General features: G+C 72.0%; 19 protein-coding genes. 12 read left to right on the top strand and 7 right to left on the bottom strand.

Annotated features, from left to right (window positions below):
- A complete protein-coding gene (locus GA0070560_RS15150) occupies positions 1-1,272 on the top strand; it encodes a serine/threonine-protein kinase (RefSeq protein ID WP_245675532.1) in 1,272 nt (423 codons plus the stop codon).
- On the opposite strand, the gene GA0070560_RS15145 is transcribed toward GA0070560_RS15150, so the two are convergent.
- Together GA0070560_RS15145 and GA0070560_RS15140 are read right to left on the bottom strand one after the other, a co-directional pair.
- Complete coding sequence (locus GA0070560_RS15145) at positions 1,256-1,465, bottom strand: DUF397 domain-containing protein (protein ID WP_091296987.1); 210 nt, start codon at positions 1,463-1,465, stop codon at positions 1,256-1,258. The two genes, GA0070560_RS15150 and GA0070560_RS15145, sit on opposite strands and share 17 nt — an antisense overlap.
- Positions 1,458-2,348 carry a helix-turn-helix domain-containing protein gene (locus GA0070560_RS15140; protein WP_091296984.1) on the bottom strand — a complete coding sequence of 297 codons (891 nt, stop codon included), beginning with the start codon at positions 2,346-2,348 and terminating at the stop codon, positions 1,458-1,460. The genes GA0070560_RS15145 and GA0070560_RS15140 overlap by 8 nt, the downstream gene beginning before the upstream one ends.
- Positions 2,349-2,610: 262 nt before the next feature.
- On the opposite strand from GA0070560_RS15140, the gene GA0070560_RS15135 reads away from it, so the two are divergent.
- Both GA0070560_RS15135 and GA0070560_RS15130 read left to right on the top strand, forming a co-directional pair.
- Positions 2,611-2,898, top strand: coding sequence for a DivIVA domain-containing protein (locus GA0070560_RS15135; RefSeq protein ID WP_091296981.1), 288 nt, complete (start codon positions 2,611-2,613; stop codon positions 2,896-2,898).
- Positions 2,895-3,146: a hypothetical protein gene (locus tag GA0070560_RS15130; RefSeq protein ID WP_091296979.1), complete on the top strand. Its 252-nt coding sequence runs from the start codon at positions 2,895-2,897 to the stop codon at positions 3,144-3,146. The genes GA0070560_RS15135 and GA0070560_RS15130 overlap by 4 nt, the downstream gene beginning before the upstream one ends.
- A 46-nt stretch (positions 3,147-3,192) precedes the next feature.
- Here GA0070560_RS15130 and GA0070560_RS15125 read toward each other — a convergent pair whose 3' ends face one another.
- Genes GA0070560_RS15125 through GA0070560_RS15110 form a run of 4 tightly spaced genes read right to left on the bottom strand, consistent with a single transcriptional unit; the run spans position 3,193 to position 5,627 of the window.
- A complete protein-coding gene (locus tag GA0070560_RS15125; RefSeq protein ID WP_091296975.1) occupies positions 3,193-3,609 on the bottom strand; it encodes a hypothetical protein in 417 nt (138 codons plus the stop codon).
- Positions 3,606-4,922 (bottom strand): WXG100 family type VII secretion target, encoded by a 1,317-nt coding sequence (locus GA0070560_RS29465; protein WP_245675531.1) that lies wholly within the window; start codon positions 4,920-4,922, stop codon positions 3,606-3,608. Before GA0070560_RS29465 ends, GA0070560_RS15125 begins: the two co-directional genes overlap by 4 nt.
- Entirely contained in the window at positions 4,919-5,239 is a 321-nt protein-coding gene (locus tag GA0070560_RS15115) for a type VII secretion target (RefSeq protein ID WP_091296971.1), read from the bottom strand. The genes GA0070560_RS29465 and GA0070560_RS15115 overlap by 4 nt, the downstream gene beginning before the upstream one ends.
- A complete protein-coding gene (locus GA0070560_RS15110; protein WP_091296967.1) occupies positions 5,226-5,627 on the bottom strand; it encodes a hypothetical protein in 402 nt (133 codons plus the stop codon). The genes GA0070560_RS15115 and GA0070560_RS15110 overlap by 14 nt, the downstream gene beginning before the upstream one ends.
- A 171-nt stretch (positions 5,628-5,798) precedes the next feature.
- Between GA0070560_RS15110 and GA0070560_RS15105 the strand changes: the two genes are divergently transcribed.
- On the top strand, positions 5,799-8,333 hold the full coding sequence (locus GA0070560_RS15105) for a GmrSD restriction endonuclease domain-containing protein (protein WP_245675530.1): 2,535 nt from the start codon (positions 5,799-5,801) through the stop codon (positions 8,331-8,333).
- A 120-nt stretch (positions 8,334-8,453) separates the two neighbouring features.
- Here GA0070560_RS15105 and GA0070560_RS15100 read toward each other — a convergent pair whose 3' ends face one another.
- Complete coding sequence (locus GA0070560_RS15100) at positions 8,454-10,586, bottom strand: amylo-alpha-1,6-glucosidase (RefSeq protein ID WP_091296961.1); 2,133 nt, start codon at positions 10,584-10,586, stop codon at positions 8,454-8,456.
- Between the two features lie 172 nt (positions 10,587-10,758).
- Between GA0070560_RS15100 and GA0070560_RS15095 the strand changes: the two genes are divergently transcribed.
- From GA0070560_RS15095 to GA0070560_RS15060, 8 genes are all read left to right on the top strand, one after another.
- Complete coding sequence (locus tag GA0070560_RS15095) at positions 10,759-11,724, top strand: LacI family DNA-binding transcriptional regulator (protein WP_245675529.1); 966 nt, start codon at positions 10,759-10,761, stop codon at positions 11,722-11,724.
- A 38-nt stretch (positions 11,725-11,762) separates the two neighbouring features.
- The gene (locus tag GA0070560_RS15090; protein WP_091296955.1) at positions 11,763-13,010 is read left to right on the top strand and encodes a sugar ABC transporter substrate-binding protein; all 1,248 of its coding nucleotides are present in this window, start codon (positions 11,763-11,765) and stop codon (positions 13,008-13,010) included.
- 68 nt (positions 13,011-13,078) lie between these two features.
- The gene (locus GA0070560_RS15085; RefSeq protein ID WP_091296950.1) at positions 13,079-14,209 is read left to right on the top strand and encodes a carbohydrate ABC transporter permease; all 1,131 of its coding nucleotides are present in this window, start codon (positions 13,079-13,081) and stop codon (positions 14,207-14,209) included.
- Positions 14,206-15,096 (top strand): carbohydrate ABC transporter permease, encoded by an 891-nt coding sequence (locus GA0070560_RS15080; RefSeq protein WP_091296944.1) that lies wholly within the window; start codon positions 14,206-14,208, stop codon positions 15,094-15,096. The genes GA0070560_RS15085 and GA0070560_RS15080 overlap by 4 nt, the downstream gene beginning before the upstream one ends.
- A 174-nt stretch (positions 15,097-15,270) precedes the next feature.
- A complete protein-coding gene (locus GA0070560_RS15075) occupies positions 15,271-16,944 on the top strand; it encodes a TIGR02677 family protein (protein ID WP_211565856.1) in 1,674 nt (557 codons plus the stop codon).
- A complete protein-coding gene (locus tag GA0070560_RS15070; RefSeq protein WP_091296939.1) occupies positions 16,941-18,164 on the top strand; it encodes a TIGR02678 family protein in 1,224 nt (407 codons plus the stop codon). Before GA0070560_RS15075 ends, GA0070560_RS15070 begins: the two co-directional genes overlap by 4 nt.
- Positions 18,161-22,192 (top strand): TIGR02680 family protein, encoded by a 4,032-nt coding sequence (locus tag GA0070560_RS15065; protein ID WP_170839413.1) that lies wholly within the window; start codon positions 18,161-18,163, stop codon positions 22,190-22,192. The genes GA0070560_RS15070 and GA0070560_RS15065 overlap by 4 nt, the downstream gene beginning before the upstream one ends.
- Positions 22,189-23,421 (top strand): TIGR02679 family protein, encoded by a 1,233-nt coding sequence (locus GA0070560_RS15060; protein WP_091296932.1) that lies wholly within the window; start codon positions 22,189-22,191, stop codon positions 23,419-23,421. The genes GA0070560_RS15065 and GA0070560_RS15060 overlap by 4 nt, the downstream gene beginning before the upstream one ends.
- Positions 23,422-23,456 lie beyond the last annotated feature (35 nt).

Here is a 23,456-nt window from a genome sequence, read left to right as displayed (position 1 = left end):
GTGAAGGTGCAGGCCCGCGACCGCATCGGCGGACGGTACGAGCTGACCTACCCCATCGGACGGGGCGGCATGGGACAGGTCTGGGCCGGCTACGACGAGCGACTCGACCGACCCGTCGCCGTCAAGTTCCTGCGCAAGATGGAGGTTCCTGCGGACGAACGGGACACCGCGGTAAAGCGGTTTCGCCGGGAGGCCCGGGCCACCGCGCGACTCGACCATCCGGGCGTCCCCTCCGTGTACGACCTCGGCGAACACGGCGACGATCTGTACCTGGTCATGCAGCTCATCCGAGGCACCGACCTGGCGGACCTCATCGCCGAGCAGGGGCCACTCGACGTCGGCCAGGCCACATCCATCGCCTCGCAGCTCTGCTGCGTACTCGACGCCGCCCACGAGGCCGCACTGGTGCACCGAGACCTCAAGCCCCAGAACCTCATGGTCACCGCGGCCGGCATGGTCAAGGTTCTGGACTTCGGCGTGGCGGCCCTCATCGCACCCGCCGAGGCCTCTCGCCTGACCGCGACCGGTAGCACCCTGGGAACACCTGCCTACATCGCCCCGGAGCAGGCCACCGGCGAGCAGGTCGGGCCCGCCGCAGACCTCTACGCCGTGGGCTGTGTCCTGTTCGAGATGCTCACCGGTGAGCCGCCTTACCAGGCGAGCAACGCGGCTGACATGCTTAGACTGCACGCGCGGGCGCCGGTTCCGGTCATCATCGACAGACGTCCGGACGTACCGGAAGACATCGCTCACCTTCTGCTATGTCTCCTGGCCAAGAGCCCGAGGGATCGGCCGGCGTCCGCCAGGGATGTCGACAACATTCTGCGGCCGTTCCGCGACGACCACGTGACCTACCAGCCCGACACCAGGGCACCGCACCACCAGCGCACCCCCACGATCTCCACCACTGGGGCCTCCGGTGTGGATCTCTCCGATCTTCGCAACCGAGTCCGCGAATTGGCCGAGCAGGAACGCTTCGCGCAAGCCGCCGAGGTGCTCGAAGGCGCGCTCCGATCAGCTGACCGCTCGCAACCAGCTCAGCTGATCGCTTTGCGAGTGGACCTGGCCGATCTGCGCGCGCTTGTCGGCGATGTCACCCGGGCGCGCCGCGAGTTTGCGGACCTCGCACAAGAGTTGGCCCAGGTGGTAGAGCACGCCGAGCTTGCCGCCTACTGCCGGGAACGAGCCGAGCAGTGCCACATCGAGTGGCTGGAAGCGGCAGTGGTCGACGAGCATCCGCCGCCGACGGCCAGCGTCACGCGTTCGAACTGAGGGTAGGTGAGCCGGCAGCGGTGATCAGGGCCGACCAGGCATTCGGCGTGAAGATGAGCGCTGGGCCGTCCGGGTCCTTGGAGTCGCGTACGGCGACAACGTCGGGAAGGTTGGTGGCAACCTCGACGCAGTTGCCGCCGTTGCCGCCGCTACGAGTGCTCTTGCGCCAGACGGCGCCGGTCAGGTCAGTCATGCCGCAGCTCCCCGATGATCCTCTTGATCATGTCGGTCGATTGTGCCTCATCGAGGGCGAGCGCATCCAGGCTCTTCCACGCCGCACGGTAGGCCGCCAGCTCATCGGGCTTGTCGAGGTACAGCGCCCCGGTCAGCGACTCGCTGTAGGCCACGGACGGTTCCGGCGCGGCTCGGCCACCCTTCGTCGCGGGGAAATCGAGGATCACGAAGGAGCCGGCGACCGAACCCGCGTGCGCCCCGGCGGCGAACGGGAGCACCCGCACGGTGACGTTCGGCAGCTCCGCGACCTCCAACAATCGCGTGAGTTGCCCGATCATCACGCCCCGGCTGCCGACGGTCCGGTGTAGCACCGCCTCCGACAGAGTCGCGTCGAGGCGGGGCGGCTGGGGGAGTCGGCGGGTGAGTAGGCTCTGACGCTGCAACCGCACCTCGACCGCTCGCTCGCGCTCCTCCTCGTTGGCTGAGGGACGGTCGAGTCGGGCCAGTCCGAGCGCATACTGACGAGTCTGGAGCAGCCCGGGGATCAACGTCTCCTCGTACTGACGGAGGTGGGCGGCGGCGGACTCCAGCCCCACGTACAGCTCGAACCAGCTCGGCACCGCGTCTCCGTACGCGTGCCACCAGCCCTTGGACTTCGTCTCCGTGGCGAGCCCGCGCATCGCCTCGGTCATCTCGGCGGACACCCCGTACAGCTCGCACATCGCTTTGACGTCGAGTACCCGGACCGGGCCCATGCCGCATTCGATCCGCCAGATCTTCTGCCGGCTGTATTCGAGGGCCTCGGCGGCGGCGTCGAGGGTCACGCCCGCCTCGGTGCGGTACTGGCGCAGCAGCCGGCCGAGTTGCCGGCGCGGCACGGTCGATCCGACGTCCTCTGTCACCCGTGCACTCCTTGATTCCATTACGCAACACTGCGTTACCTAGCCATGTAACAGCTACCGGTAGCAGGAAAGAAAGTCAATACCTCTGGGAAAAATTCTGCCGTGGAACGTTGCTTCGCTGCTGCGCACCGTCACAGGATGACCACAGGCCCTGGTGTCGTACCGCTGATCGAAGCTGCGGCGGCAGGGCGGGGTGGCCCGTGCGTGCGGGGAGGGCGGACGGGCCACCCCTTCCAGTCCACGAGGGAGAGGTAGTCGGCAGATGAGCGTCCGCAACCAGCGACCGGGAGCAACTTACCGCTCCTCGGCGTACACCAGTCTGCTGCCGTGGCAGGTGCGCGAGCGCCGATTCAAGCATGTCGGGCTTGGACGCCGCGGCCTGGAACCGGCCGACGTGTACCACTTCCTCGATCGGGTCGCCGGTGACATGGCCACCGTCTACGCGGCCCTGGCCGCCAGCCGCCGGGAGACCGCCGTCATCAAGGACGCGCTGCGCCGCTGGCAGTCCGACCAGGCCCGCGCCCGCGCCGACCAGGGACACGAGGCATGACCCAGCGGTACGTCATCCACCTGCCCGTCGTCGCCGCCAACCTGCCGGCCGCGCAGCGGCTGGCCCGGGTGGCCGGGCGTTGGCTGCTGGTGCTGCCGCAGACCGACCCGGGGGAGATCACCGTCTCCGAAGAGGACCACCAGAACGTCCGTCATCGGGTCTTCTGCGACCTGCTGATGCCCGGCGGCCGGCGCTGCCTGCTCCGCGCCGACCACGACGGCCCCTGCTCCCGCCGCCTGCCCCGATGAGCCTGGCGCTGACGAGTGAGGGAATGCAAAGGTGGTGCCGTTCCGGTCACGGGGGCGGAGGGAACGGGGCTTGGTGGTATCCGAGGATGCGCATCGCCTCTTTGCTCGCCGCGCGAAGTTCCTCGATCGGAAGATCGGGAACCTGGTAGTCGTTGGCCCGTACGAGGGCGAGAAACTCCTCAGGAAGGCGTACGTGGTAGGTGGCCAGGTAGAACTGGAGGTCGTCGCGCCAAAGCCATGTCCCGTCGGTCATCACCGACGCACCGCCGACAAGGAATCGGCCGCTGCCGAGCACGTCTCGCTCCGCTCCCATCACGTCGATCAGCCCGTGTCCGTCGCGCAGGTACCTGGTGACCAGAGTGGCGTCCGGCAGTGGCGAGGCGGCGAGGTGATCGTGGATGCTTTCCGCATAGACCTCGACCGGCTCCGGCCCGAGTTCGCGGAAGAATCCCACAGTCTTCATCGGTAAGCCCTCGGTTCCGGGGTGAAGATCACCCATGCTCCCCCGTCCGCCACGGTAGGCGGCTCAGGCTCGGCCGCCCACCGGTTCGTGCCGACACGATTCGTCGGAGCGATCACGCTCACGCCAAGTTCGTTTGCGACCTGTTGCGCGAGCGGCACAGCCTCGATTGCCTGCGGGTTGATCGTGCCGGAGTAACAGGACACCAGGCGAACGGGCTCCCCGTGGTATGCCGGGTTCTCCCTGATGGCAGCGGCGATCTGTGCTGCGCCGGTCGGATGCCCGTCCATGTCGGCCCCCTCGGCGGAGATCTTACCGGGGATGAAGAATCCCTCGTCGGTGCCGTGCACGACGACGTCATGGTGCCCCGCGTGGGGGAGGACCTTATCCATGTTCCGCGTCGTCTTCGCGTCGTAGCCGATCACCGTCGAGTGGTCGGTGTGATACACCGGATCGCCCGCTGGCAGGGCAGAGTCCGGTGGTCTCTTGGGCGCGATCGGCCGGTCTCGCGGGTCCGCCCAGTCCCGGCGTCTCCCCATACGGTCGGAAGGACCCATCCCGGCGATCCGGTTCAGTGCCTGCTTCAGCTTCTCGATGAGGTCACCGAGCCGCCGGATCTCCGGCATCAGCCGCCGCAGACTCGCCAGCAACCCCCGCAGCAGCCGGGCGATCCGTGCCGCCCACGACGCCACCAGCGTCGTCACCTGCTCCACCACCACAGGCGCCGCGAACCCGCCGGTGACGATCAGTTCACCCGCGTACACGATCAGGCGGGAGACGCAGGTGGCGATGGCGTCGCGGACCAGCAGCCGGACGGCGGCGACCAGACCGGCGGCCCCTTCGGTGACGGCGGCCAGGGTGTCGGCGCCCTGCGCGAGCCCGGTGACGGCCTGTTGCTGTTCGGCGGCCCAGGCCCGGTAGGCGGGGCCGGCGCTGCCACCCCAGCCGGCGACGTCGGCGCGGACGGCACCGGCCAGTTCGGCGGCCTCGTTGCGCAGGGAGGCGGCGACGTTGCGCCAGGTCTGGGCGTGGGCGGTGATCTGCGCCGGGTCACCTGCCAGCCAGTCCAGTGCCTCGCTGAGCGGCTTGACGTGCTCGATGAGCCAGGCGATGCCGTACTGCAGCAGCGCGCCGACCGGGTCGGAGACGAAGGCGAGGGCGTCCAGGCCGGCACTGACCACGCCGAGGCTGCCGTCGATCCAACTGCCGTTGTGCACGCCCTGGGCGATGAGCTCGATGTCTTCGAGGATCCACACGCCGGCCCAGGCGCTGGGTGGGGTGTCGGCGGCGGTGGCGACGAGCGGGTTGGCCGTCACCGGTCGCCCCGCGCTCGGTGCAGCCGCCGTTCGGCCCGGGTGTCGGCGGCCCGGTAGTTGTCCGCGCCGGTCCTTAGTTTGCCGGCCGTGTCGCGTACCGAGTCGACGGCGGTGCCGATGCCGTCGACGAGGGTGCGCTGCAGACCGTCGAGCAGCAGCGGCATGACCGCGCACAACTGCCCGTACGCGTCGCCGCTCAGGCGGACGTGCTGCCCGGCCTGCCGGGCGGTGTCGAGACTGTCGGCGCTGCGGTCGAGGCGCGCGGCGTGGCGGGTCAGGTCGTCGGGGTCGACCTGGATGCCGTCACCGCCGGGCATCCGGTGTGCCCCGGTCGGGATCCAACCGACGCCGGTACGACTCGACGAGCGCCACCGCTGTCGGATCGCCGACACCGAGGGTTCGGGTGGTCGCCTCGGTGACCTGCCGCAGCAGGTCGACGTGCGCGGCCCGGGTGGTGGCGAGGATCTGGCGGGCGGTGTGCGCCGCCGAGTGTTGCCGGGTGCGTTCGTCCAGCCGCAGATCGACCAGCATTCCTGCGGAATCGACGGTCACCTCGACCGTCCGGTCGGGGCTGCGGGCGGAGCCGGTCAGCGCCTGGACCTGCGCGGACAGTGCCTTCGAGCGGGCTGCCCGTTCGGCGATGGACGACTCCCAGTCGTCGAGCCGGCGCGTCGCCTCGTCCAGTGCGGCCTCGTCCGCCCACATTCCTGACCCTCCCCAGGGGACATCGACATGGATTGGTCGACGATGCCGCCGCCACGTTATCAACCGGTGGCGCTGCGTGGTGGTGGGCCGGGTTGCCTGCCGCGTTCGGATCTGTTTGTCTTTCCGGCTCAGGGCGGGTCCGATGGACGGGAGTCGGGAATGGTCGCGGCGGTGGAAACCACGCTGCAGGGTCTGCTGGAAGGGACCAAGCAGTACCAGGTTCCTCTCTACCAGCGCACCTACTCGTGGACGAAGGCCCAGTTGGCGCGGCTGTGGGAGGACGTCCGCAAGCTCGCCGAGGACCGGGCGGACAACCCGACGGCGACGCACTTCATCGGCTCGCTGGTCCTCGCACCCAGCCCCACGATCGGCCCCGCCGGTGTCGCCGAGTATCTGGTGGTGGACGGCCAGCAGCGGCTGACCAGCCTGACCCTTCTGCTCTGCGCCATCCGTGACCACCGGGCGACGCGCGAGGACCCGAAACACCGCGACCGGCTCAACCAGCAGTACCTGACCAACCCGTGGGAGCAGGGGCAGGGCCGGTGGAAGCTCGTTCCCACCCAGGCCGACCGGGACGCGTACGTGGCCTGCCTCGACTCGACTCCGCAGGCCGGCGGCACCGACCCGGTGGGTGTCGCGTACCAGTTCTTCGCCGACCAGCTCGCCGCCGCCGAGGACGACCCGGACGATCCGCTGGACATCGCGGGCATCGAGAGCGCCGTCGTCACGGGCCTGGCGCTGGTGTCGGTCACCGCCCAGCCGGGGGACAACGTCTACCGGATCTTCGAGTCGCTGAACAACACCGGCCTGAAGCTCACCCAGGGTGACCTGCTGCGCAACTACCTCTTCATGCGGCTGCCCACCCGAGGCGAAGCCGTCTACCGGTCGCTCTGGCTGCCGCTGCAGACTCGCCTGACCTCGGCGGAGCTGGAGCTGCTCTTCTGGCTCGACCTGGTCCACCGCGACGCCCGAGTCAAGCAGACCGACATCTACGCGGTCCAGCAGGCCCGGCTCGAACGGCTGCGCGCCGAGGAGGAGATCGAGGCGGAGGTCCGGCGGTTCAGCCGACTCGGCGCGCTCCTGCGGGTCATCCTCCACCCCGCCGAGGAGCCGGATCCGGGCGTACGGCGACGGCTGGAGCGGCTCAGCGCCTGGGGCACCACCACCGTCTACCCGCTGCTGCTGCACCTGCTCGACCGGCGGGACCACGGTACGGCCAGCTCCGAGCAGATCGCCTCCGCGATGCGGTACGTGGAGAGCTTCTTCGTCCGGCGTCTGCTGATCGGCCGGGCCACGGCGAACATCAACCGGATCCTGCTCTCCGTCGTCACCGAGATGGACCGGGACCTGCCGGTCGACGAGGCGGTGCGGGCCTACCTGTCGACCGGGCGTAAGTACTACGCCACCGACGCCGGCGTGCGCGCCGCAGTGCGCTCCATCCCGTACTACCTCAACGGTCGCCCGCAGCAGCGTAACCTGGTGCTGCGCTGGCTGGAGGAGTCGTACGAGAGCAAGGAGCCGGTGGCGCTGGACAAGGCGACCATCGAGCATGTGCTGCCACAGACCCCCACCGCGGAGTGGCGCCAGATGCTCGCCGCCGACCTCGGTCAGGACGAGAACTTCGACGAGGCGTACGAGGCCCTGGTGCACACCCTGGGGAACCTGACCCTCACCGGCTACAACTCGGAGCTGGGGAACAAGTCCTTCCCCGCGAAGCGGGTTGAGCTGGCCAAGAGCGGAATCAGGCTGAGCCAGGAGATCGCCGCCCAGGACCGCTGGGGCCGCACCGAGATCCACGCCCGGGCCGACAAGCTCGCCGAGCTGATCATCTCCATCTGGCCGGGCCCCACCGAGCAGGCGGGCGACCAGTCCGAGGTGCCGTGGGACGTCATGACGAAGGCCCTCGCCGAGCTGCCCGCCGGCTCCTGGACCACGTACGGTGACCTGGCCGCCCTCATCGGCACCGCTCCGGTGCCGGTCGGCGCCCGGCTCGCCAACTGTCCGGTGCCGAACGCCCACCGGGTGCTGCAGGTCGAGGGCACCGTCTCGCCCGGTTTCCGGTGGCCCGACCCGAACCGCACCGACGACCCCGTCGAGCTGCTGCGCGCCGAGGGTGTGCAGTTCGACGGGCGCGGTCGCGCGGACCAGGCCCAGCGGGTCGGCACGGTGGAGCTGGCGCAGCTGGCCGGGGTGACGCCCGAGGACCTGCCGGAGCGGCTGCCCCGGCCCCGACCCGGCCAGGGCGTCGACTACGCCGCCCGGTTCATCGAGCAGATGACCACCCTGCAAGGTCCGGCGGTCGCCACCGCCGTCCGGGTGGTGCTCGACGCGTGGACCAGCATGGGCGGCAGGTTGTCCTACGGCACCGGCGGGGAGACCTCGTGCTTCCTCATGGCGCGGGGCAAGGACCACGAACTCGGCAACATCTGGCCGGCGGCGATCTACCCGAACGGGAAGTTCGAGATCGTGTTCCAGCACCTCAGCATCCGGACGCCCTTCGACGACGTCGCCCTGCGCGAGGAGCTGCGCCAGCGGCTGAACCAGCTGCCGGGCGTGGACATCGCCGCCGCGAAGATCGCCCTGCGCCCGGGCTTCCCGCTGACGGTCCTCACCGACCCCGACGCCCGGGAGGCCCTGCTCGACCACCTGGGCTGGTTCTACGACCAGGCGCAGGTCCCCGCGTCGGACGAACTGGTCGTCGTCTGACGTCGGGACCTCGAACCCGGCCTCCGCGCAGCGCCCAGGCAAGGGCGCTGCGCGGACCTGTCGCCGGGCTCGATCCGTCGCCCCGAGAGATCCGTCCGTGCCCCAGCAGGCTGGCCCCGGTCAGCGGGGAAGCGCGACGGTGTCGTCGGCGGGCCGGGGGGCCGGCACCGTCGACCTGCCGGCGGCCGGCTTCGTGACGCTGAGGTGCCCGGGCAGGCCGGACACGGCGGCTGCGCCGTCCCGGTCGACGGTGACGTCGACCGGGGCGCCGGCCACCCGCAGCCCGGCGACGGCGACCGCGCCCAGCTCCGCGCCGGCCAGCGGAGCGAGCCGTACCGTGCCGGCGGGCACGTCCGGGTAGAGGCCGGTGGCCGCCTGGAGCAGCAGCACCGCGGCTGCCGCCGACCACGCCTGGGGTCGGCAGGCGGCCGGGTACGGCGTCGGCCGGCCGAGCAGGTCACGGTCGTCACCGCCGTACAGCTCGGGCAGCCGGTAGTCGAACGCCTCGGCGGCGCCGAGCAGCCCTTCGGCCAGGCCGAGCGCGGCCTGCCGGAAGCCGGCCCGGGCCAGCCCGGCCAGCACGATCGCGGTGTCGTGCGCCCAGATCGACCCGCAGTGGTACGACAGCGAGCTGAACCCGGCGTCGTCGATCGACATCGTCCGCAGGCCGAAGCCGCCGGCCAGCGCCGCGCCGGTGAGCAGGGCCGCCACCCGGGTCTCCTCCTCGACCGACAGCAGGCCCGTGCCGAGCAGGTGACCGATGTTGCTGGTCAGCGAATCGACCGGGCGCTTGTCCCGGTCCAGCGCGAGCGCCGGGCGGGGGCCGTCGGGGCCACCGTCGACCCAGAACGAGGCCCGGAAGCGTTCGGCCAGCCGGGCGGCGTACCCGCGCCACCGGTCGCCGCCGGGACGGCCGAAGGCGTCGAGCAGGTCGGCGCCGTTGATCGCCGCCTGGTACGCGTACCCCTGCACCTCGGCCAGCACGATGGGCGGCGCGGCGAGCCGGCCGTCGTGGAAGCGGACCGCGTCGCCGGAGTCCTTCCATCCCTGGTTGGCCAGGCCGTGCCCGGTGGTGTCGACGTACTCGACGAGGCCGTCGCCGTCGGCGTCGGCGTGTTCGCCGAGCCAGCCGAGCGCCGCCTCGAGGTGCGGCAGCAGCGGCTCGATCTGGTCGGCGGGCAGCCCCCACCGCCAGGCGTCGTGCAGCAGCGACACCCAGAGCATGGTGGCGTCGACGGTGCCGTAGTACGCCGGTGGCAGTCGTAGTCCGTCGTCGAGGGTGAACTCGTGTCGGCGCAGCTCGTGCAGGATCTTGCCGGGGGCCTCTCCGGTGGCCGGGTCCACGCGGGCGCCCTGACGCCGGGCGAGCACCCGCAGGGTTCCGGCGGCCAGGTCGGTGCCGAGCGGCAGCATCATCCGGGCCGCCCAGAGGCTGTCGCGGCCGAACAGGGTGAGGAACCAGGGCACCCCGGCGCCGAGGAAGACGTCGCCGGGGGCGGTGGCGTCGGTGAGTCGCAGCCCGCGCAGGTCGTCCAGCGACCGGTCGAGCAGTCGGACCAGGCGGCGGTCGTCGGCGCGGACCTGGGGGCGGGCCCACTCCGGCTCACCCGCCGGGGCGGTCACCACGGCGCGCGGGTCGTGCACGCGCAGCCGCCATCGGAGGGTGACCGTCTCCCGCGGCCTGAGGGTGATCGGCCAGCAGAGCCGGGGCGCGGTGGCCCGGTCACCGTCGGCGTGCCCGGTCGCGCCGTCGCCGGTGACGGTCACCGTGACGCCGTCGGCGGTCCAGCTGACCTGGCCGGGTTGCCCGGGCCTGGCCTTCAGCGGCGCCGTCGTGGCGCCTGACTTCACCACCTCGATCGGGGCGAGGTCGCAGGCCAGGTCGACGCCGACCGTGGCCTGGACCGGCACGGCGGCGGTGGAGACGACGCGTACCTCCTCGTCGAGGCCGTGCGGGCCGACCCGGCGGGTCCGTTCGACCCGGACGGTGGGGTCCGGGCCGGGGTCGCCGAGCCAGCGGGCCAGGCCGACGAAGCGCGTGCCGTGAGGGCCGGCGGGGCCGTGGGTGAGCGCCTCCGGCTCCCGGTCGTCGATGCGCAGCTCGGCCCGGGACAGCACCCGGGTATCGGCGTGGAAGACGCCCTGGACGCCGGTCGGGCGGATCTGCCCGGCCCGGTCACCCAGCGCGCTGGTCGGGGCCAGGACCGCTCCGACCAGCTCGTGCAGCAGGGGTTGCAGGTGGCGTTCGATCACGGGGTGTCTCCAGGTCCTGAGGGGGTGCGGGCGACGTCTTGACAAGCCGTCCCGGGCGGTGCAAAGTGCGAAACATTCCAGCAACTTGAACGTTCCAATCGTGCCTCATTCGAGTTGGATCGATCAAGACGGCGAGAGGGATCAAGTGCCCGAAAAGGTGACCATCACGACGGTGGCCAAGCATGCCCGGGTCAGCCGGCAGACGGTGTCCAACGTGCTCAACGCCCCGCACATCGTGCGGGAGGAGACCCGCCGCCGGGTGCAGGAAGCCATCGCCGCCCTCGGCTACCGCACCAACCAGGCCGCCCGCCAGATGCGCACCGGCCGCTCCCGGCTGATCGCCACCCGGATCGAGCCCACCCGCGACGGGATCAACGGCTCGGTGCTCGACCGGTTCCTGCACGGGCTCACCGAGACCGGGGAGACCGCCGGCTACCGCACCATGCTGTTCACCGCCGCCGACGCCGAACGGGAGATCGCCGTCTACGACGACCTGCTCGCCTCGTACGACCTCGACGGGTTCGTGCTCACCGGCACGGACCACGGCGACCCGCGTACCACCTGGCTCGCCGAGCGGGGCGTGCCCTTCGTGACCTTCGGCCGCCCCTGGGACGACCTCGACGCGCACTGCTGGGTCGACGTCGACGGCGCCGCCGGCACCGCCCAGGCCACCCGCCACCTGCTGGCGTCGGGACACCGGCGGATCGGCTGGATCGGCTGGCCGGCCGGCTCCGGCGTCGGCGACGACCGTCGTGCGGGCTGGCACGACACCCTCCGCGCGGCCGGCGTGGACCCGGCCGGACTGGCCCGGGAGACCGTCGACGGCATCCCGCACGGCGAGCGCTGCGCCGGCGAACTGCTCGCCCTGGCCACGCCGCCGACCGCCCTGCTCTGCGCCAGCGACTCCCTCGCACTGGGCGCCCTGAAGGCCGCGTGCGCGAGCGAGCCACCCGTGCCGGTGATCGGCTTCGACGACACCCCGGTCGCCGCCGCGGTCGGCCTGACCAGTGTCAGCCAGCCCCTCGGCGAGGCCGCCGCCCGCTGCGTCGACCTGCTCACCGCGGTCCTCGACGGCCCGCACCGCACCCCCGGACCGGTGCTGCTCCAGCCCACGCTGGTGCGCCGCCGCAGCGCCTGACACCCCTGTCGCACCGCATCCCCCACCCAGGAGAACAGATGGCACCTCGATCCCTCACCCGCGCGGCAGTGGCCGGCCTCGCCACCGTCGCCCTCTTCGGCACCGCGGCCTGCGGAAGCGGTTTCGACGACGACAGCTCCGACGTCGCGCAGTCCGGCGGACCGGCCAACCTTCAGATCCTGATCGGCTCCTCCGGCGACGCCGAGACCAAGGCCGTGCAGGACGCCGCCGCCAGGTGGGCGAGCAGCTCCGGCAACCAGGCCACCGTCACCCCCGCCCAGGACCTCACCCAGCAGCTCGGCCAGGCCCTCGCCGGCGGCACCCCGCCGGACGTCTTCTACGTCGACGCGGCCCGCTTCGCCGACTACGCCAGCGTCGGCGCCCTCGAGCCCTACGGCGACCGGATCAGCAACCCCGACGACTTCTACGACAGCCTGCGGACCACGTTCACCTACGACGGCAAGCTCTACTGCGCGCCGAAGGACTTCTCCACCCTCGCCCTGCAGATCAACACCGACCTGTGGACCAAGGCCGGACTGACCGACGCCGACGTGCCGACGAACTGGGAGCAGCTCACCGCCACCGCCCGTAAGATCAAAGCCAAGGGGCAGGTGCCGCTGGCGCTCGGCGACACCCGAGACCGTATCGGCGCGTTCCTGGTGCAGAACGGCGGCTGGCTGCTCAGCCCCGACGGCAAGCGCCCCACCGCCGACACCCCGCAGAACCAGGCCGCCCTCACCTACGTCAAGTCGCTGCTCACCGAAGGGCTGGCCCGCTACCCCAAGCAGCTCGACGCCGGCTGGTCCGGTGAGGCGTTCGGCAAGGGCAGAGCGGTCATGACCATCGAAGGCAACTGGATCAAGGGTGCCCTGCAGAACGACTTCCCGAACGTCAAGTACAAGGTCGTCGAGCTGCCCGCCGGCCCGAAGGGCAAGGGAACACTCTCCTTCACCCAGTGCTGGGGGATCGCGGCCAAGTCGAAGTACAAGGAGCAGGCGATCAGGTTCGTCGAGGCGATGACCGCCGGCGACCAGCAGATGACGTTCGCCAAGGCGTTCGGCGTGATGCCCTCCCGGCAGTCCGTCCGCGACCAGTACACCGCCGCGTTCCCTGCCGACGCGCCGTTCATCGCCGGCGCCGCGTACGCCCAGGGACCGGTGAACGCCCCCAAGATGGACAGCGTCGTCGGCGACCTGGACACCGGCCTGCAAGGCCTGGCCAACGCCGACCCGAAGACCGTCCTCGCCACCTTCGACAAGAACGCCAAGGCAGCACTCGGCGGCTGACGTGACCCGCGGGGGCGCCGCCGGGCGGCGCCCCCGCACCGGCCACCCGCGAGTCGAAGGAGGGGGAGATGACAACCGAAGCACCGGCGGCGCCGGCCACCACCGGCGAGCGCCCACCGCGGCGCACCGGACGTGGCATCCGAGGCAACGAGAACCTGGCCGGCTGGCTCTTCGTCGCCCCGGTGATCGTGATCCTCGGGCTCTTCCTGCTGCTGCCGATCCTGATGGCGCTCTGGGTGAGCCTCACCGACTGGAACGGCCAGGGCAGCCCCTTCACCACCCAGGTGCCGTTCGTCGGCGTCGACAACTACACCACACTGTTCACCGAGGACGGGCTGGCCCGCCGTGACCTCATGACCAGCATCCGCAACAACATCTACTACGTCGCGATCGTCGTACCGGCCCAGACCGCGCTCGCCCTCGGCCTCGCGTTGATCGTCAACAACCGGATGCTGCGCGGCAAGGCGTTCTTCCGCAGCGCCTTCTACTTCCCCTCCGTGACCAGCTCGGTGGCGATCAGCGTGGTCTTCCTGTTCCTGTTCGCCAACTCCGGCGCGGTCAACCAACTGCTCGGCGTCCTCGGCATCGACGGCCCCCAGTGGTTCGCCGACTCCCGCGGCGTGCTGCACCTGCTGCTCGCCACGCTCGGGCTGGACACCGCGCCGGCCGCCCTCACCGACGGCGGCCCGTTCGGGCTGAGCTGGTGGGACTGGCTATCCGGGCCGAGCGTCGCGATGACCTCGATCATCGCGCTGGTCGTCTGGACCACCTCCGGCACCTTCATGCTGATGTTCCTCGCCGCCTTGCAGAGCGTGCCGGTGGCCCTCGACGAGGCGAGCACCCTGGACGGCGCGTCCCGCTGGCAACGGTTCCGCCACGTCACGCTGCCGATGATCAGAGCGACCACGTTCCTCGTGCTCACCCTCGGCCTGATCGGCTCCTGGCAGGTCTTCGACCAGGTGTACGTGATGAGCCAGGGGGAGCCGGCCAAGACCACGATCACCCCGGCGTACCTGTCGTACCGGACCGCGTTCCGGGACTTCGACTACGGCTCGGGCGCGGCCATCTCGTTCGTACTGTTCCTCATCATCATCGTGTTCACCCTGCTGCAGCGCCGGGTGATGGCCGACCGCGACACCGACGCGCCCGCCGCGGGCCGTCGGTGGCGACGCCGCGTACCAGGAGGGTCGTCGTCATGACCGCGCTCACCGCCCGCCCGCCGGTGGCGACGCCCACCCGCCGCGACCGCCGCGCCGCCCGCACCCTGGCCAGCCGGATCCTCGGGTACGCCGTCCTGATCTTCTTCGGACTGGTCTTCCTCTACCCGTTCGTCATCCAGCTCGGCAACTCGTTCAAGACCGAGCCGGACGCGGCGGCGAACCCGCTGTCCCCATTCGCCGACCCGGTGACCACCGCCGGTTTCGAACGAATCTTCGCCGGCACCAACTTCCCGCTCTGGCTGGGCAACTCGCTGCTGGTCACCGTGCTGGTCACCCTCGGCCGGGTCTTCTTCGACTCGCTCGCCGGGTACGCCCTGGCCCGGCTGCGCTTCCGCGGCAGGGCCGGGCTCTTCGCCGCGGTCATCGCGGTGATGGCGGTACCCGGCGTCGTCCTGCTCATCCCGAAGTTCCTGGTGCTCAACCAGCTCGGCATCTACAACAGCTACGCCGGGCTGATCGTGCCGCTGCTCGCCGACGCGGCCGGGGTCTTCATCATGAAGCAGTTCTTCGAGTCGATCCCGGTCAGCGTGGAGGAGGCCGCCCGCATCGACGGGGCCGGCGTCTTCCGCACCTACTGGTCGGTGGTGCTGCCGATGGCCCGGCCGGCGCTGATCACCCTGACCATCCTGTCGTTCCAGGGCTCCTGGAACGAGTTCCCGCACAGCCTGGTCTCCGTCCAGGACCCGGACCTGTTCACCCTGCCGCGAGGACTCGCCGACCTGGTCAGCGGCTCGCTCGGCAAGGGCACCCAGTATCCGCTCAAGCTCGGCGCGGCGCTGCTGGCCACCATTCCGGTCGCCGTCCTCTTCGTGGTCTTCCAACGGTACTTCGTGCGCGGCGGCAACGAGGGCGCCGAGAAGGGCTGACGACACCGAGCCGATGGCCGGCGAATCGGGACGCGTCAGCGGGGGGCCGTCGTGTGCTCCTTCGACAGCGTGGCCTCATGGTCATGGAATGGGGGTCAGCGGTCGGTAGTCTGCTCGTCGCCGCCCGGTAGCCTGCGGGATGCGTCCGTCCGTACGAGGAGTTGAGGGGGGTAGGTGGCCGACGAGCCCCGCGCGCGGCCGGTGTTCCGTCAGGTTCCGGCGGACATGTTCACCTTCACCACCACCGACCGGGCGGAGCTGCACACCGCCGTGATGCAGGTCTTCGGTGAGGCCCACGAGCGGCTCGTCGCCGCGTTGACCTTCGACGAGATCCTCGCCGCGCTGCCCGCCGTCGGCTGGTACGAGCCGGTCACCGACACCGCGCTGGACTACACCCTCACCGCCCTGCACCGGTACGGACTCGTCGAGCGTACCCAGAACCACACCGCCCACTACGCCTCCGCCGCCGAGTACGAGCGGCGTAACCTGCACTACTCGCTCAGCCGCAAGGGGGAAGCCGCCTACGAGGGTGTGCTGCACGCGGTGCAGCACCTGTCCTCGACCGGAGCCCTGCAGACGGCGGTGCTCGACGCCATCCTCGACCGCCTCGGTGAGCTGCACGACCTGCTCACCGCCGAGGCGTCCCCCGACCGGCGGGTCTACGCCGCGCTGACGGAACTGGAAGGACACCTCGCCGGGCTGCGGGCCAGCACCAAACAGTTCAACGGCCAACTGCAGCGGCTGCTGCGCGAAGAAGGCACCGACCCTGCCACGTTCGTCGAGGTCAAGCAGGCCACCATCGCGTACCTGTCGGAGTTCGTGACCAACCTCGACGGGCGCCGGCAGCGCATCGCCGACGCGGTGCAGCGCATCCAGCGGCGGGGCGTGACCGTCCTGCACCACCGTGCCCTGCACGGCGCGGACCTGCCCGCCATGCCCGGCGGGGACGATCCGGCCCCGCGCTGGCTCGAGCAGCGAGCCGCCCGCTGGGACGGCCTGTGCTCGTGGTTCCAGCCGGCCGACGGCACCCGTCCCCGTATCGACCAGCTCGCCGACGTGGCCCGCCGCGCCATCGTCGCCCTCATGCGGGCGTTGGAACGACTGACCGACAGCCGCCGTCGTGGCGTCAGCACCGCTGCGGACTTCCGCACGCTGGCCCGCTGGTTCGCCACCTGTGACTCCGACGACGCGGCACACGAGCTGTGGTCGGCTGCCTTCGGTTTGTGGCCCGCCCGGCACACCCACCTCGCCCTCGACGACCCGAGCGCCGTGTCGGCCGCCACGTCCTGGTGGGACGCACCCGCCGCCCCGGTGTCGCCGCTGCTGCGCACCACCGGCCAGGTCGACAAGGTCGCCCGCACCGCCCGCGTACGCGACACGACCGAGGTACGCCGGCTGCGCCGCGCGCGGGTGGTCGCCGAACGGCGGGAACTGGAGCGGGCCTGGCGGCAGCTGGCCACGCCCGGCCCGGTGCGGCTGTCCGCCTTCGGGCAGCTCGACCCGGGCAGCTTCACACGTCTGCTGGAACTGCTGTCCCGGGCGCTGGCTGCCCCCGCACGGCACGGCGTGCGACGCGCGACCACCGCCGACGGCCGGCTGGTCGTCACCCTCACCGACGCCGACGGCACCGGCCGCGCGGTGTTGCGGACGCCGCACGGGCAGCTGTCCGCCCCGGACCTGCTGGTCTCGATCAGCGAGGCCCGCCCCACCGCGACGCCCGGCGCCCCGGACTGCGCTGCGCAGGTGACCGTCCCCCGCCCGTCTGCGGCGGCGGACGCCCCGAGCGGAAGCGCACCGCCGACCGTCGACGCGTTGCGGCTGGCGATGACCGACGGACGGCCGGCATGAGCGACCTGCGCAGCGAACTCGACCGGGAACGGGCCACCGAGCGCGCCCAGGCCATCCGCGCCCTGCTGGCTCGCCCGCTGCTCACCCGCGACGCCGCGCCCCACAACTTCGCCCTCGTCGTGCGGCACCGCGTCGAACTGGTCACCTGGTTCGACACGCACACCGGCTGGCGGCTGGTCGTCGAACCCCGCGCCGGCTACGCCCGCCTGACGAAGACGTCACCCCAGCCGCCGGTCGACCGGCCGGCACGCCGCCCCCGCGGCGCCCGGACCCCGTTCGACCGCCGCCGCTACACCCTGCTCTGCCTGGTCGCGGCCGAACTGCTCGCCGGGCCGGTGACCACGATCGGCATCATCGCCGAGCGGCTGACCCACGCCTGCGCCGTCGAGCCCGGCATCACCGGCTTCGACAGCTCCCGGCACGACGACCGCCGCGCCTACGTCGACGCCCTGCTCGCGCTGGAGGAGCTGGGCGTGCTCACCGCCGTCGACGGCAGCACCGACGCCTACCTGCAACACGCCGACGCCAAGGTGCTCTACCGCGTCGACAGCGCCCGGCTGGTCCGGCTGCTCGCCGGACGGCAGTCGCCGTCGCGGCTACCCGACGGCGACCTCGCCGCGCTGGTGCACGAACCCCGCTACGGCGGCGCCGACGACCCCGACGCCGACGTCTCCGACGAGCTACGCAACCGCTGGCTACGCCACCGCATCGTGCGTCGCCTCCTCGACGACCCGGTCGTCTACCTCGCCGACCTGTCCGAGGCGCAGCGCGCGTACGCGGCCAGCATCACCGGCCGGCGGATGCTGCGCACCGCCGTGGCCGAGGCCGGCATGCTGCTGGAGGAACGCGCCGAAGGGCTGCTGGCCGTCGACCCGGACGCCGTGGCCACCGACGAGAAGTTCCCCGCCGGCGGCAGCGTCGCCGGCCAGGCGGCGCTGCTGCTGCTCGACACCATCCTCGCCGCCCGCCCCGACCCGGTCGCCGAGGAACACCTCGTCCGGCAGCTCACCGACCGGTTCACCGCGCTGCCGGGCTGGGCGCGCACCTACCGCTCCGACGGCGGGCCGCAGCGGTTGACCGGTGAGGCACTGGCACTGCTCGACCGGTTCGGGCTGGTCCACCGCAGCGGCGGCGCCGCCCACGCACTGCCGGCCGCCGCGCGGTACGCCGTCGGCGCGCCCACCGTCGTCGCACCCCGATCCGCCAGGAGCCGCCCGTGACCGTGCTGACCCTGCCCGCAGGCGACACCGCCGACGGCCCGCTGCGCGCCGACCGCTGGCAGCCCACCCGCGCCGGGGTACTCAACGTGTGGCGCTACTACGACGAGGTGTTCACCTTCCACCGGGGTCGGTTGCTGCTGCGCGGATCCAACGGCACCGGCAAGTCCAAGGCGCTGGAGCTGCTGCTGCCGTACCTGCTCGACGCGAACCTGCGACCGACCCGGCTGTCCACCTTCGGCGGCTCCGAACGCACCATGCACTGGAACCTCATGGGCGACGGCTACCCGCACACCACCCGCGTCGGCTACGTGTGGCTGGAGTTCGGACACGGCGGCGACCGCTGGTTCACCTGCGGCGCCCGGCTCGCCGCCTCCACCAACACCCGCACCGTCGACGCCACCTACTTCACCACCGACCTGCGCGTAGGGCGGAGCGGCGGTCTGCACCTGGTCAAGGACGGCAACGTCCCACTGACCCGCCAGGACCTCACCCACGCCCTCGGTGACCGGGGCACCGTGCACACCGGCGCCGAGTCCTACCGCCGGGTGGTGCGGGAGACCCTGTTCCGAGGGCTCAACGAGACGCAGTACGAGGCACTCATCGCCACGCTGCTGCAACTGCGTACCCCGAAGCTGTCCGAGCACCTGAACCCCGACGCCCTGTCGGAGGTGCTGTCCAAGGCGCTGCCGCCGCTGGACCCGACCGACCTGGCCGAGATCGCCGAGGGCTTCGAACAGCTCGACCGCCGCCGGGAGCGCCTCACCCGTCTCGACGAGGAGGTGACTGCCGCGACCAGGCTCGCCGACCGGCAGCGCCGCTACGCCCGCCGCGCGTTGCGCCGCGGCGCCGCCGAACTCGTCACGGCCACCACCAGCCTGGACAACGTCACCCGCGACGCCCGGCAGCGCCGGCAGGAGCATGCGGCCGCCGCTGCCGAGCTGACCCAGGTCGCCGACGCCATCGCCGCCAACGAGCGTGAGCAGAACGTCGTCGAGGAAACCATCGGCGGCCTGCGCGACAGCGACGCCTACCGCGAGGGCCGCCAACTCGACCAGTTGCGGCGGGAAGCGGCAACCGCCCGCCGCGCCGCCGACATCGCCACCGACACGGCGGCGAAACGCCGTGCGGAGGCGGCACGCACCGCCGCACACGCCGAACGTCTCGCCGCCGACGTCGCCACCGCCACCGCACAGACCGGCCGCTCGTGGCGGGACACCACCACCGCCGCGTTGGCCGCCGGGATGGCCACCCTGGTCGAACCGCTCACCGCCGAACCCACACCGCGGGCCCGGCAACTGCTGCGCGGGATTCTCCGGGGTCGGGAGGACGAGATCACCGCCGTCGCGGAAGCGTTGACCACCCACGAACGGGCGGTTGCCGAACGTGACCGGGCGCAGACCCGACGGGAGCGGCGCAGCAGCGAGCGGGACACCGCCGCCACCGCACTGCGACAGGCCACCCGCGCCCACGACGAAGCGTTGACCGCGCTCGGCGACAGCATCGCCCGGTGGGCGGCGGGCTGCCAGGTGCTGCCGGTCGCCGAGCGTGCGGCCGAGCTGGCGGACCTCGCCGGTGACGAGGTGGCCCTCGGCGCCCTGCTCGGCGACCTCGCCGCCACCGCACGAGAGCAGCTGGCCACGGCGTACGCGGACCAGCGCACCCGCGACGCCGAGCTGCACCGGCGACGTGAACCGCTGGCGGCGAGGCTGGCGACGCTGTCGTCGTCGGCCACCCACGAGCCGGCGCCGCCGCGGCAGCGGACCGCACCCCGCGCCGACCGGCCCGGCGGCCCCCTGTGGCGCCTGGTCGACTGGCGACCCGAGGTGCCGGCCGAGGTGAGGGCCGCCGTCGAAGCCGCACTCGAGGCGTCCGGACTCCTCGACGCCTGGATCTGGCCCGACGGATCGGTGACCTCGGACCGGCGCGGACACGACACCTACCTGGCCGCGACCACCGCGTTGCCCGCACCCCAGGAATCCCTGCTCGCGGTGCTCCACCCCGACGACCAGGCACCCGTACCGTCCCGCCTGGTCGCCGCCGTGCTCGGCGGCGTCGCATTCGCCGCGAGCGCACCCCACCACGTCGCGGCCCTCGGCGCCGACGGCACCTGGCGACTCGGCCCGCTGCACGGCAGCTCGGGCAAGCCGGACGTGGAGTTCCTGGGCGCCGCAGCCCGGGAACGGTCCCGGCAGCGGCAGATCGCCGACCTCACCGCCCAACTCGCCGACCTCGACAGCGACCGCGCCCAGGTGGCCGAGGCGATCCGGCAGCTGACCGAGCGACGTAACCTGCTCCGGGCGGAGTCGGCAGCCCGACCCGATCACCGCCTCCTCACCCGGGCGACCGAACAACTCCACCGCGCCGAGCTGAAACTCGCCAGCGCACAGGACGTCCTCGACGAGGCCGCCCGCGAGGCGGTCACCGCCGACGAGGCCGCCCGCACCGCGCTGCGCGAACTGACCCTCGTCGGCTCCCGACACGGCCTACCCACCAGCGCGGCCGACCTCGACCGACTGACCGACGCGCTGCGTACCCTGCGACAGGCAGCAGACGGATGGCTAACCGACCGGGAACGGCAGGAGCACACCGCCGCCCGCCTCGACGACGCCCGCCACGCCACCGACGCCGCCATGGCCGCCGCCCAGGAGGACGCCGACCGCGCCCAGACCGCCGAGGAGACCGCGACCGCGGTGGCGGCCCGCCTCGAAGCGGTGGAAGGCACCGTCGGCGTCGAGTACCGGACGGTGCTCGACGAGGTGCACAGGCTGCGGGACCGCACCGAGGCACTCAAACAGCAACTGCGACAGCTTCGGCCCCGCCACGACGCGCTGATCGGACAGCTGCACGACCTCAACGCCCGTGCCGAGCACGCCGAGCACGACCGCGACGAAGCCACCACCGTCCGCGACACCGCCGTCGCTCGGCTGGCCCGACTCGCCGACCTCCTCGGCTCCGACGCGGCACTGAGCACCGACCTGTCCGGCGTCGGTGCGGTCACCGCGACCCTGCAGGCCGCCCGTCAGCTCGCCGAGGAGATCGGAAGCCTGCCGCACGGCCCCCGCCACCTGCGCCAGGACGAGGCGGAACTGGGCAACGAGCTGCACGTCATCAGCACGTCCCTGGCCGGATACGCCGACCTGGCGATGATCCCCGACGAACTGTGCGACGTGCAGGTCGTCACCGCCACCGTCGACGGTCTGCGCACCACCCCCACCGCACTCGTGCACCGGCTCACCACCGAACGCGACGAGATGCGGACCCACCTGACCGAGGAAGAGCGGCAACTGTTCGACCGCACCCTCACCGGCGACACCCGCCGGCACGTCGCGCAGCGCATCCGCCAGGCCGCCGATCTCGTCCGCGAGATCAGCGCCCAGCTCGAACAGGTGCGTACCGTCTCCGGTCTCGGCGTACGGCTGGTCTGGGAAGTCAACGCCGACCTGGACGCCCGACTGCGGCAGGCCCGCGAACTTCTCCTGCAGGACCCGGCACGACTCACCGACACCCAGCGCACCGCCCTGCACGACTTCTTCCGCGCCCGCATCGACGAAATCCGCAGCGCGGGTTCCACCGACGGCTGGGAACAGCAACTCGGCGCCGCCCTCGACTACCGTCGCTGGCACCGGTTTGTCGTGCACATCCGTTCGGGCACGGGCGACTGGTCACCGGTCACCCGACGCCAGCACGGTGCCAAGTCGGGCGGGGAGAAGGCGATCGTGCTGCACCTGCCGCTGTTCGCGGCGGCGGGCGCCCACTATCGCGCGGCACCGTCGGCACCACGACTGATCCTGCTCGACGAGGTGTTCGTCGGCGTCGACCAGACCAACCGCGGGCAGCTGATGGCCGTACTGAGCGCCCTCGACCTCGACCTGCTGCTCACCTCCGACCAGGAGTGGTGCACCTACGCCGAGGTCGACGGCATCGCCATCCACCAGCTGATCGCCGGCGGCCAGGACGGCGACGACGCGGTCACCACCGCCCGCTTCGTCTGGACCGGCCACGACGTCGTGGCCGACGACGAGACGTGACAGCCGCCCGGTTCGACCGTCCGGACCTCGCGCCGCTGTGGGCCGAGGCACGACGCCGCTTCGAGGCCACCGACGCACCGGTCAGCCGGGTACGCCTGCGTGCCCTGCGACCGGCGCAGCGGGAGGCCCTGGCCGACCTGCTCGGGCTCGCCTACACGCCGGGGGAGGAGGTCACCGTCTCGGTGCGCACACTCGACACGATCCTGCGGGCCGCCACCGGCGGGCTCGACACCCGGGCTGTGGTGGAGGCGATCACCGGGCCGCTCACCGACCGGGCCGCCCAGCGCCGCGACCGGGCGACCGAGCGCGCCGAGCTGTGGCAGTGGGCGACCGCGCATCCGGTCGTCGTCGCCGAGCCGGCCCTGCTGACCTGGCTCGACCGCGTCCGTGCCGCCGGCCTCGTCGACGGCGACCCCGGTGCCACCCGTGGTCTGCTGGAGCAGGCCTTTCAGGTGCTGGCGGCCCTGCCTGCCGCCGGCGAACCGCTGCCCGTCCTGGCCGCTCGGATCACCGGCGACTCCCACGCGCTGGACGACGACAGCCGACTCGGCAAGCTGGTGCTGCGCGCCTTGGCGACACTGCACGGCGAGGACCACCCGGCCGACGCCGAGAACCGCCGACGATGGTGGAGTTCGGCCGGCGTCGCCTGCGACGGACTGTCCACCACCGTCCTGGTCGCCGGAATGCGACCCGTCGGCGATTCGGCGCTCGCCCGCACGCTGCACGCCTGGGCGGACGCCGGTCAGGGCTGCGTCGTGACGCTGGCCCAACTCCACCGTCACCCCGTCGGCCACCTGGCCGGTCCGGTGTTCGTCGTCGAGAACCCGGCGGTGATGGCGGTTGCCCTGCACCGTTTCGGCGATGCCTGCCCACCTCTGGTCTGTGTCGCCGGCTGGCCGAGCACCGCGGCGATCACTCTGCTGCGCGACGTCGCCGGGACCGGTGCGCAGCTGCGGTACCACGGAGACGTCGACGGAGAGGGCCTGCGGATCGCGGCGCACGTGATGAGCCGCACCGGCGCGCGACCGTGGCGACTGCGGGCGCAGGACTACCTGCGCGCCGTGCCCGACGCCGGCCCGCCCGTCGGCCGCGTCGACGACACCCCCTGGGATCCGGCACTGGCCGAGGCCGTCCGGGCCCGGGGAGTCACGCTGCTGGAGGAGATGGTGGTGGAGTCCCTGATCGAGGACATGGCCGGGCACGCCTGCGTCGGGGTGGAGTCTGCCTGAACGACAACCCGTGCGACCTGCGTCGCCGGTGGTCG

The sequence above is a fragment of the Micromonospora halophytica genome (assembly GCF_900090245.1).
Taxonomy (GTDB): domain Bacteria; phylum Actinomycetota; class Actinomycetes; order Mycobacteriales; family Micromonosporaceae; genus Micromonospora; species Micromonospora halophytica.
The sequence above is the reverse complement of the archived record's forward strand: the minus strand, read 5'-3'. Positions and strand labels throughout refer to the sequence as shown.